This is a genomic window from Streptomyces krungchingensis (assembly GCF_054729265.1).
This window is the reverse complement of sequence record NZ_JBPUKY010000001.1, coordinates 8,464,183-8,475,067: the sequence shown is the minus strand read 5'-3', so window position 1 is coordinate 8,475,067 and position 10,885 is coordinate 8,464,183. Positions and strand designations below refer to the sequence as shown.

The 10,885-nt window shown below is 69.4% G+C and carries 8 protein-coding genes and 1 tRNA gene; 4 read left to right on the top strand and 5 right to left on the bottom strand.

The genetic code is table 11. The features are described 5' to 3' along the window. Nucleotides 1-91 precede the first annotated feature (91 nt). On the top strand, nt 92-652 hold the full coding sequence (locus ACSYGO_RS36830) for a hypothetical protein (protein ID WP_432174116.1): 561 nt from the start codon (nt 92-94) through the stop codon (nt 650-652). 24 nt (nt 653-676) lie between these two features. Here the strand turns inward: ACSYGO_RS36830 and ACSYGO_RS36825 are convergent, their stop codons facing one another. Beyond that, a complete protein-coding gene (locus ACSYGO_RS36825; protein ID WP_432174117.1) occupies nt 677-1,156 on the bottom strand; it encodes a hypothetical protein in 480 nt (159 codons plus the stop codon). Nucleotides 1,157-1,389: 233 nt separating this feature from the next. Between ACSYGO_RS36825 and ACSYGO_RS36820 the strand changes: the two genes are divergently transcribed. After that, the gene (locus ACSYGO_RS36820) at nt 1,390-2,628 is read left to right on the top strand and encodes a L,D-transpeptidase (protein ID WP_426681642.1); all 1,239 of its coding nucleotides are present in this window, start codon (nt 1,390-1,392) and stop codon (nt 2,626-2,628) included. Between the two features lie 337 nt (nt 2,629-2,965). Here the strand turns inward: ACSYGO_RS36820 and ACSYGO_RS36815 are convergent. The 4 genes from ACSYGO_RS36815 to sucC form a co-directional block, all read right to left on the bottom strand. Beyond that, nucleotides 2,966-3,053 (bottom strand) — tRNA-Leu (locus tag ACSYGO_RS36815). Between the two features lie 417 nt (nt 3,054-3,470). Continuing rightward, on the bottom strand, nt 3,471-5,036 hold the full coding sequence (locus tag ACSYGO_RS36810) for an aldehyde dehydrogenase family protein (RefSeq protein WP_460389226.1): 1,566 nt from the start codon (nt 5,034-5,036) through the stop codon (nt 3,471-3,473). Between the two features lie 682 nt (nt 5,037-5,718). Further along, nucleotides 5,719-6,627: a succinate--CoA ligase subunit alpha gene (gene sucD / locus ACSYGO_RS36805; RefSeq protein WP_432174119.1), complete on the bottom strand. Its 909-nt coding sequence runs from the start codon at nt 6,625-6,627 to the stop codon at nt 5,719-5,721. Between the two features lie 11 nt (nt 6,628-6,638). Beyond that, nucleotides 6,639-7,769 (bottom strand): ADP-forming succinate--CoA ligase subunit beta, encoded by a 1,131-nt coding sequence (sucC, locus tag ACSYGO_RS36800; protein ID WP_432174120.1) that lies wholly within the window; start codon nt 7,767-7,769, stop codon nt 6,639-6,641. A gap of 179 nt (nt 7,770-7,948) precedes the next feature. Between sucC and ACSYGO_RS36795 the strand changes: the two genes are divergently transcribed. After that, on the top strand, nt 7,949-9,643 hold the full coding sequence (locus ACSYGO_RS36795; protein WP_426681607.1) for a thiamine pyrophosphate-binding protein: 1,695 nt from the start codon (nt 7,949-7,951) through the stop codon (nt 9,641-9,643). Nucleotides 9,644-9,655: 12 nt separating this feature from the next. After that, nucleotides 9,656-10,885, top strand: a complete 1,230-nt coding sequence (gene frc / locus ACSYGO_RS36790) for a formyl-CoA transferase (protein WP_345648900.1) — start codon at nt 9,656-9,658, stop codon at nt 10,883-10,885.

The window sequence follows — 10,885 nt, the reverse complement described above, 5'->3', positions numbered from 1 at the left end:
CTCGAGCGACCAGTCCACCAGTGCGACGGGGTGGTATTTCCCGCCCCTGATAAGGAGCGAGGCACGCACCGTCAACCTGCGCGAAGACATCGTGTGCCGGGCCCTGGACCAGTGGATCGCCCGCGCCTTCGCCCCGATCGGCTCACCGCAACCATCACAGCACTCACCCACGCCAGCGCCGCGGCAAACGCTGCAGAGACGCAAACACCAGAGGCAGGCCCAAGCCCGCCAGGCGATCAAGGACTGCGAACGCCGACTCGCCCTCTACCTGGCCGCCCACGAAGCCGGAGCCGACCCCACCGTCGTCACCCAATGGATCAACCACGCGCAGAGAGACAAGGAAGCGGCACGGAAGATACTCGACACGCTCCCCGCCGGCACCCGGAAGAAGGAACCCTCGCTCGGCACCCCGCAGATCCGCGACGTCACTGAGGGCCCTGGAGACATCGCACAGCGCATGCGCACAGCCGACACCGAGAAGAAAGCCCCTCTCTACGAAGCACTCGGCATCACTGTCAGTTACGAAAACGCAACGAGGACCGCGACCGTAAGGTCGAGGCCCTTGTCTGCGTATCGTCAGTGGTTGTGTCCGAGGGGCGATTCGATCACTGACGACGCAGTCGTGGTGGCGCAGGCCAAGCTCTACCGGTGAGACTGCTGACGCTTCGCGCGTCGGTCAGTCGCAGGTGCGGATACTCCTCCTCGTCGAGTCGTCGGCATGCTCGGTCTCGGCGATGGCGCTGAGCACTTCGGATGCGGCGAGCCCGTCACGTGCGGCGAGCCTGTCGAAGCCGTTCAGGGCCGGGTAGGTGTAGCGGGTCCTAGAGATCCGTGACCCCTCCCCCGCGGCCGGGCTCTGGGAGGGCGCGCTGCGGGGCCGACGCCTCGCCCTCCTGAAGCACGCGGCGGCGTACAAGCTGCGCACCGTCATGACCTTCCACCAGAAGGTCGAGAAGGCCGCCCCGATGCCACCACCTTCGCGGAGAACCTGCCGGAGACGGCCGCGGAGCTGTACGTCACCGACGCCGCCGACGACGACCTGGCCAAAGCGGGCCGGCTGCCGCGACCCTCGATCGACGCGGAGCTCTACGAAGGCGCTGAGCTCTACGAACCGGAGGCCGACCACCACGTCACCCGGCCCTGATGTGGTCGGCATTGCTCTGGAGCGACCACCTCGCGGCCGAACGGCTCCGGCGGCGGGAGCGGATCGACTGCGCGCCATCCGTCAGTCGAGCAGGGCCTCGGCAACGCGCTCGACAACGCGTGGGATCCACCACAGTTTGCCCATTTAAGACTGATAACCCCATATAAAGAACTTTGTAGACAGCTGCACTCCCTCGGCATTCAGCTCCAGGGATTCAACGACCAGTGACACGGGAGAAGCGTTTGATCACGGCACGTAAAGGACGCACCCGGCTGGTGGCTGCGGCGGGTGTGCTCGGCGGCATACTCTCGCTCACGGCCCTCGGTGGTACCAGCAACGCTGATACCGGCGGTAACGACGCCGGGAATCGCCCGAAACCGCAGGCGTCGGCGGATCAGGCGGCCCCCCAGGAGGCTTCCGACGCCCGAATAGCGATCACGCCCAAGCAAGGTGTCTACGGCGTCGGGATCAATGATTCCGTCAAGGTCACCGTCAGCAACGGCAAGCTCACCAAGGTGACCATGACCGCCGTCGCGACCGGTGCCGAGGTTCCGGGCACCCTTTCCGCCGACGGCACGTCCTGGAAGCCGGACAGCCGCCTGCAGCGGGCCACCCAGTATCAGGTCACCGCGGAGGCCGAGGACGCCAAGGGCCGCTCCGTCACCGGGAACGCCACGATCACCACGGTCTCCCCGGCGAACAACTTCATCGGACACCTCTCCCCCCAGGACGGCTCGACCGTCGGTGTGGGCATGCCGGTGACGGTCAACTTCGACAAGGCGATCATCGACAAGGCCGCCGTGGAGTCGCAGATCCAGGTCAGCTCCAGCAGCGGCCAGCAGGTCGTCGGTCACTGGTTCAACGACAACCGCCTGGACTTCCGCCCCCAGAACTACTGGAAGTCCGGCTCCACTGTCACCGTCGAGCTCAACGTCAACGGCATCCAGAAGACGGTCACGTTCAAGATCGGCCGGAGCCAGATCAGCACCGTCGACGCCAAGACGAAGCAGATGACCGTCGTACGGGACGGCAAGACGATCAGGACCATCCCGATCTCGTCCGGCAGCCCCGAGCACCCGACGTACAACGGCCGGATGGTCATCTCCGAGAAGTTCAGGCAGGTCCATATGAACGGTGCGACCGTCGGCCTCACGGAGAAGGACGGCAAGCCCTCGTACGACCTCAAGGCCGTACCGCACGCCATGCGCCTGACCGACTCGGGCACGTTCATCCACGGCAACTACTGGGGTGCCGACTCGGTCTTCGGCAAGGTCAACACCAGCCACGGCTGCGTGGGTCTGAAGGACGTCAGGGGCGGCGGCGACGGCACGAAGCCCGCCGCGTGGTTCTTCGACCACTCGATGATCGGTGACGTCGTGATCGTCAAGAACTCCGACGACAAGACCACGTTGGCCCCCGACAACGGCCTCAGCGACTGGAACATGCCGTGGGGCGAGTGGGTCGCGGGCAGCGCGACCGGCTGACGCCACGTCGCTCCCCAGGCATCCGAACCTGAATCCCTTCCGCCGGGCGGCGGGCGACACCGCGTCGCCCGCCGCCTGCGGCGTCAGGACGCTCGACGAGCCGCCCTCGCCACGTGTGGGACCGCGGTTGTTGCGCCACGTCGCCCAACAGACGACCGATGACGGCGCACCGGTGGGCAGTTCGACACCGCAGCTCGTGGTGGGGAGGGAGCAGGCGAGGATGCTCTTTGACCGTCAGGGCCCACCCTACGAAGCCCTGGGCATCACCATCAGCTACGAACATGCAACGAGGGCCACGACGCTAACGTCGAGGCCCTCATCTGTGCATCGTCAATGATGGTGTCCGAGGGGGGACTTGAACCCCCACGCCCGATAAAGGGCACTAGCACCTCAAGCTAGCGCGTCTGCCATTCCGCCACCCGGACAAGGTGTCTGCCGCCTGGCCGGGGGTGTTCCCCGCGGCGACATGGACAACAATACCAAGCTTTCGGAGTGCCTTTCACCTGCGTTTCCGCGCTGCCGGAGGCGTTACGAGGGAGCGCGGAGGGGGCATCCCGGCCCCTCGCCACGGGTAACGGGACGATTGCGGAGCGTGCGCGAGGTCACTGTCCTTCGACCTCCGCCGGCCTCCGGCCGACCGGCCGCGTGCGCGCCACGTGCCCGGTGCTCCGGCGCCGGAGCGGACGGTGCCCTCGCTCCGGCGCCGGAGATCATCGGGACCGCGGGTGAGCGGCGCCCCGGCACGGGCGCCGCTCACCCCTCCCGGCACGTCGAGGCCTCGCCCCATGAGGAGAGGCCTCGCACGAGCGGGCGGCACGGTCACGGCAGGAGACGGCGGGCCGTCACGGCATGAGGTGGTAGTCCGGGAAGTTGCCGGGCAGCCGCTCCCCCGCCGGACCCTGCGTGACCGCGCGCACCAGCAGTTCGCCGCCCACGAACGCGCCGCGCCATGACGCCCCGAATCCGCCGAACAGCTCGTCCCGGTCACCGCGCGAGCGCGGCTTGCTCTGCCCGACCTTGAAGGCCCGGACCTGCGGCGCGAGCCGTTCGTACGTCGCCTCGTCGTCCGTCGACAGGGTGGCGACGAGCGCGCCGTTGGAGGCGTTCATGGCGGCGAGGAGTTCGGCCTCGGTGTCCACGAGGACGATGGTGTCGACCGGTCCGAAGGGCTCCGCGTGGTGCAGCGGCGAGGACGGCGGCGGGTTGAGGAGCGTGACCGGCTGGACGTACGCCGAGGTGTCCTGGCCGGGCAGGAAGCGGGCGTCGGACAGGCTGCCGCGGTGCAGCGGGACGGCTCCCCGGTCGATGGCCTCGGCGACCTGGTCGTCGAGCTCCTTGGCCTTCGCCGCGTTGATGACGGGGCCGAAGTCCAGGGTGGGGTACGGGTCGTCGCGCTGCGCGACGGCGAGCGGGTGACCGACCCGCAGGGTACGGACGGCCGGCAGGTACGCGGCGAGGAACTCGTCGAACAGGGCGCGCTGGACGACGAAGCGCGGGTAGGCGGTGCAGCGCTGCTTGCCGTAGTCGAAGAGTTTGGGGACCACGGCCGCCAGCGCGTCCCAGTCGGTGTAGTTCCAGATTCCCCAGGTGTTGAGTCCTTCCTGTTCGAGCACGTGCCGCTTGCCGAGGTCGGCGACGGCGGTGGCCACGGCGGCGCCGGTGTCCCGGCCGCCGACGAAGGAGACGCAGCCGATCTCGGGCGCCCGCACCAGCGCCTCGGACAGCTCGCCTCCGCTGCCGCTGACGAGGGTGACGGGGATCCCCTCCCGTGCGGCGAGCGCGCAGGCCAGGGTGAGGCAGGCGACACCGCCGTCGGTCGGGGTCTTGGCGATGACCGCGTTGCCCGCCAGGGCCTGGACCAGCATGGCGTGGACGAGCACGCTCATCGGGTAGTTCCAGCTGGCGATGTTGGAGACGGGGCCTTCGAGCGGGGCGCGGCCGGCCACCATGGGCTCGATGCCGTCGACGTACCAGCGCACGCCGTCGATCGCCCGGACCACGTCCGCCTGGGCGAGCCGCCAGGGCTTGCCGATCTCCCAGACGAGCAGGAGGGCGAGCAGTTCCCGGTGTTCGGTGAGCGCGTCGAGGGTCGCCGCGACGCGGGCGCTCCGCTCGGCGAGCGGCACATGGCGCCAGGCGCGGTGCTGGTCGAGGGCGACGCGCACCGCTCGCTGAGCGGTGGCGCCGTCCAGTCGCGGCGGGCCCGCGATGGGGCTCTGGTCCACGGGGCTGGAGGCGGGCAGCGCGCGGCCGTCCGCCTGCCATGCCGCGTTCCAGAGGTTGAGCACCCGGTCGTCGCGGAACGCCTCGGGGGCGACGGCGAGGCATCGCTGCCACGCGTCGGTCCAGGAGGTGCCGGACTTGAGGGTGAGGGTCTGGGGCGGGGAGGTGTCGTGGTGGATTGCCATGGGGTGTCTCCGCTCTCGGTGCACAGTCGGGGGCGGGGGGCGTGGCCGGCCCGGCGGGGCCGAAGAGGGTGGCTCGGCCCGTGGGTCGTGCCGGTCGGCGTACCGGACGGGCGCGCGTGGCTGTCGGTTCCGACAGTCGGGTGGTCGCGCGGGCCGGTGCCGTACGGGCCATCGGCCACGCTCGTTGTTGTCGCGCGGGCGGGTGGTGACGCTCGTCGATGCCATACGGGCGGGTGATGACGCTCGTCGATGTCTTACGGACGTGTGGTCGTGGTCTTACGGACGTGTGGTCGTGTACGTCGGCGCCGGACGGTTGTCGCCGTCGTGCGGGCCGGCGCCGGACGGTCGTCGCCGTCGCGCCGTCGCGCGGTCGCGCGGGCCGGCGTCCTGCGGGCCTGCGGGCCTGCGGGCCTGCGGGCCTGCGGCAGCGCACGGCGACGACGTGCCCGGCGGGTTGTCGCACGGGGCGACGACGTACCTGGAGGTCGGTCACGCACGTCGCGCCGTACCGACGGTGGTCGGGTGGGCCGCGCCGTGCGGGACGGTGGTCGGGTGCGCCGAGCCGTACGGGACGGTGGTCCCGTGCTCCGGCTCCGTGCGGGACGGTGGTCGCGTGGCTGTTCGGGAAGGAGTGGTCGCGTACTCCTTCAGGACGGTAGTGACGCCGCCCCGTTTCCGGCAGTCACCTCGCGTCGACTATGAGTGACGTCACGCGCTCCTCCAGGCGGGCCAGCACCAGGCGGGCGGTCTCGGTGGGCGTGCCCCCGACGCGCACCCCGGCCGACTCCAGCGCCTCCTTCTTCGCCTGCGCGGTGCCCGACGAGCCGGACACGATCGCTCCCGCGTGGCCCATCGTCTTGCCCTCGGGAGCGGTGAATCCGGCGATGTAGCCGATGACGGGCTTGGTCACGTGGTCGCGGATGTACGCGGCGGCCCGTTCCTCGGCGTCGCCGCCGATCTCGCCGATGAGGACGACGAGTTCGGTGTCGGGGTCGTCCTGGAAGGCGGCGAGGCAGTCGATGTGGGTGGTGCCGACGACGGGATCGCCGCCGATGCCGACGCAGGTCGAGAACCCGATGTCGCGGAGCTCGTACATGAGCTGGTAGGTGAGGGTGCCCGACTTGGAGACCAGGCCGATCCGTCCTGGCTTGGTGATGTCGGAGGGGATGATGCCCGCGTTGGCCTGCCCCGGGGTGATCAGGCCGGGGCAGTTGGGGCCGACGACGCGGGTGCCGCGTGCGGTGGCGTAGGCGTGGAAGGCGACGGAGTCGTGGACCGGGATGCCCTCGGTGATCACGACGGCGAGTCCGATGCCCGCGTCGGCCGCCTCCATGACGGCGGCCTTGGCGAAGGCGGGGGGCACGAAGACGACGCTGAGGTCGGCGCCGGTCGCCTCGATGCCCTCGGACACCGAGCCGAAGACCGGTACGGCACGGCCGTCGAAGTCGACGGTCCGGCCCGCCTTGCGGGGGTTGACGCCGCCGACCACGTCCGTGCCGGCCGCGAGCATCCGCCGGGTGTGCTTCATGCCCTCGCCGCCGGTCATGCCCTGGACGAGGACCTTGGACTCCTTGGTGAGAAAGATGGCCATGTCCGGCTCCTTCAGCTGGCGACGGCGAGTTGGGCGGCGCGGCGCGCGGCGCCGTCCATGGTGGTGGCCTGTTCGACCAGGGGGTGTGCGCGTTCGTCGAGGACGGCCCTGCCGCGTGCGGCGTTGTTGCCGTCGAGCCGCACCACGAGCGGTTTGGTCAACCGCACGCTCTCCAGGGCCTGCACGATGCCGTCGGCGACGGCGTCGCAGGCGGTGATGCCGCCGAAGACGTTGACGAAGACGGATTTCACCGAGGGGTCGGAGAGGACGACGGACAGGCCGTCCGCCATGACCCGGGCGGAGGCTCCGCCGCCGATGTCGAGGAAGTTGGCGGGACGGGCTCCGCAGCCGGCGACGACGTCCAGCGTCGACATGACCAGTCCCGCGCCGTTGCCGATGATGCCGACCTCGCCGTCCAGTTTCACGTAGTTGAGGCCCTTGGCGGCGGCGGCCGCCTCCAGCGGGTCGTCGTGCGCGGTGTCCTGCTCGCCCCAACGCGATTGGCGGAATCGGGCGTTGTCGTCCAGCGTGACCTTGCCGTCCAGGGCGAGGATCTGTCCCTGGGCGGTCCGCACCAGCGGGTTGACCTCCACGAGGACGGCGTCCTCACGGGTCAGTACCTCCCAGAGCCGCACGAGGACGTCCACCGTCTGCGGCGGCAGGCCGGCCGCCTGTGCGATGTGGGCCGCCTTGGCCGAGGTGACGCCCTCGGCGGGATCGATCGCGACGCGGGCCACGGCCTCGGGCCTGGCGGCGGCGACCTCCTCGATCTCCATGCCGCCCTCGGCGGAGGCGATCGCGAGGAAGCGCCCTGCGGCGCGGTCGAGGACGTAACCGACGTAGAACTCGGTCTCGATGTCGACGGGTTGGGCCAGCATCACCTTGCCGACGGTGTGCCCCTTGATGTCCATGCCGAGGATCTGGCGCGCCGTCAGTTCGGCGGCCGCGGGGTCCGCGGCGAGTTTCACGCCGCCCGCCTTGCCGCGCCCTCCAGCCTTCACCTGAGCCTTGACGACCACGCGGCCGCCGAGCCTGCGGGCGATCTCGCGGGCTTCCTTGGGCGAGTCTGTGACCTCGGCCCTCGGCACCAAGATGCCGTATTCCTCGAAGAGTTCCCTTGCCTGGTGCTCGTACAGGTCCATTCCCGGCTCCTGTCTGCTGAGTCATCTGGGGAGCGACCCCCAGGCGTTCGAAAAGTGCCGCACGCCCCCTGGACACCACCCACCGGATGCGGGATAACAAGCTTCATACAGTATTCGTCGACTGTATGCAATGTACCGCGAGAGCGTTCCAACCCCCTACGAAGGGACAGGACTTCGCCATGCCCGACGGCAGCAGCGACACCAACACGACGTTCATCTCCGGTGGGCACCTGGTCGCCAAGGCACTCAAAGCCGAGGGTGTGGAGGTCATCTACACCCTGTGCGGCGGCCACATCATCGACATCTACGACGGCTGCGTCGACGAGGGCATCGAGGTCGTCGACGTACGCCACGAGCAGGTCGCCGCCCACGCCGCCGACGGTTACGCACGCATCACCGGCAAGCCGGGATGCGCCGTGGTCACGGCGGGTCCCGGGACCACCGACGCGGTGACCGGCGTGGCCAACGCCTTCCGCGCCGAGTCCCCGATGCTCCTGATCGGCGGCCAGGGAGCGCACACCCAGCACAAGATGGGGTCCCTCCAGGACCTGCCACACGTCGACATGATGACGCCGATCACCAAGTTCGCGGCGACGGTGCCGGACACCGCGCGCGCCGCCGACATGGTGTCCATGGCGTTCCGCGAGTGCTACCACGGGGCGCCCGGCCCCTCCTTCCTGGAGATCCCACGGGACGTCCTGGACGCGAAGGTGCCCCTGGAGAAGGCCCGCATCCCCGCGGCCGGCCGCTACCGCGCCTCGACCCGCTCGGCCGGCGAGCCCGAGGCGATCGAGAAGCTCGCCGACCTGCTCGTGCACGCCGAGAAGCCGGCGATCCTGCTGGGCTCCCAGGTCTGGACGACCCGCGGGACCGAGTCCGCGATCGACCTCGTGCGCACCCTGAACATCCCTGCCTACATGAACGGCGCCGGCCGCGGCACGCTGCCGCCCGGCGACCCGCACCACTTCCAGCTCTCCCGCCGCTACGCGTTCTCCAACGCCGACGTCATCGTCATCGTCGGCACGCCCTTCGACTTCCGCATGGGCTACGGCAAGCGGCTGTCGCCGGACGCGACCGTCGTGCAGATCGACCTCGACTACCGGACCGTCGGCAAGAACCGCGACGTCGACCTGGGCATCGTCGGCGACGCCGGACTGATCCTGAAGTCGGTGACCGAGGCGGCCTCCGGACGCATCAACGGCGGGGCGTCCAAGCGCAAGGAGTGGCTGGACGAACTGCGGGCCGCCGAGCAGACCGCCATCGAGAAGCGGCTGCCCAGCCTGAAGTCCGACGCCTCACCCATCCACCCGTACCGGCTGGTGAGCGAGATCAACGACTTCCTCACCGAGGACTCGATCTACATCGGTGACGGAGGTGACATCGTCACCTTCTCCGGGCAGGTCGTACAGCCCAAGTCGCCGGGCCGCTGGATGGACCCGGGACCGCTCGGCACGCTCGGCGTCGGCATCCCCTTCGTGCTCGCGGCCAAGAAGGCCCGGCCCGACAAGGAGGTCGTCGCCCTGTTCGGCGACGGCGCCTTCTCCCTGACCGGCTGGGACTTCGAGACCCTCGTCCGCTACGACCTCCCCTTCGTCGGCATCGTCGGCAACAACTCCTCGATGAACCAGATCCGCTACGGCCAGGCCCAGAAGTACGGCCTGGAGCGCGAACGGGTCGGCAACACCCTCGGCGACGTCCACTACGACAAGTTCGCCCAGATGCTGGGCGGTTACGGCGAGGAGGTCCGCGACCCCGCCGACATCGGCCCCGCCCTGCGGCGCGCCCGCGAGTCGGGCAAGCCGTCGCTGATCAACGTCTGGGTCGACCCGGACGCGTACGCCCCCGGAACCATGAACCAGACGATGTACAAGTGAGGTGACCCGGCCATGACCAAGGCTCTCGAAGGCATCCGAGTCCTCGACATGACGCACGTCCAGTCCGGGCCCTCCGCGACCCAGCTGCTGGCCTGGCTGGGCGCGGACGTCGTCAAGCTGGAGGCGCCGACCGGCGACATCACGCGCAAACAGCTGCGCGACCTCCCCGACGTCGACTCCCTCTACTTCACGATGCTCAACTGCAACAAGCGGAGCATCACCCTGAACACCAAGACCGAGCGCGGCAAGGAGATCCTCACCGAACTGATCCGGCGCTCCGACGTCATGGTCGAGAACTTCGGCCCCGGCGCGGTCGACCGCATGGGCTTCACCTGGGACCGTATCCAGGAGATCAATCCCCGTATCGTCTATGCCTCCATCAAGGGGTTCGGGGACGGTCCGTACACCAACTTCAAGGCGTACGAGGTCGTCGCGCAGGCCATGGGCGGGTCGATGTCGACCACCGGCTTCGAGGACGGACCGCCGCTGGCGACGGGGGCCCAGATCGGTGACTCGGGCACGGGCGTCCACGCCGTGGCGGGGATTCTCGCGGCGCTGTTCCAGCGGGAGAACACCGGGCGTGGCCAGCGGGTCAACGTCGCCATGCAGCATGCCGTGCTCAACCTCTGCCGGGTGAAGCTGCGCGATCAGCAGCGCCTGACGCACGGCCCGCTCGCCGAATATCCCAACGAGGACTTCGGCGACGAGGTTCCCCGGTCCGGGAACGCGTCGGGCGGCGGGCAGCCGGGCTGGGCCGTCAAGTGCGCGCCGGGCGGCCCCAACGACTACGTGTACGTCATCGTGCAGCCCGTCGGCTGGAAGCCGATCAGCGAGCTCATCGGACGCCCCGAGCTGGCGGACGACCCCGAGTGGGCCACTCCGGAGGCCCGGCTGCCGCAGCTCAACAAGATGTTCCAGCTCATCGAGGAGTGGTCGTCCACCCTCCCCAAGTGGGAGGTGCTGGAGAAGCTGAACGCCCACAACATCCCCTGCGGTCCGATCCTGTCGACCAGGGAGATCATCGAGGACGAGTCACTGGTCGCCAACGAGATGGTCGTGACGGTGCCGCACCCGCAGCGCGGCGAGTTCACCACGGTGGGCAGCCCGCTGAAGCTCTCCGACTCCCCCGTGGACGTGACCAGTTCGCCGCTGCTCGGCGAGCACAACGAAGAGGTCTACATCGGCGAGCTCGGCCTCGGCGACGAGGAACTGCGTCTGCTCAAGTCGAACGGAGTGATCTGA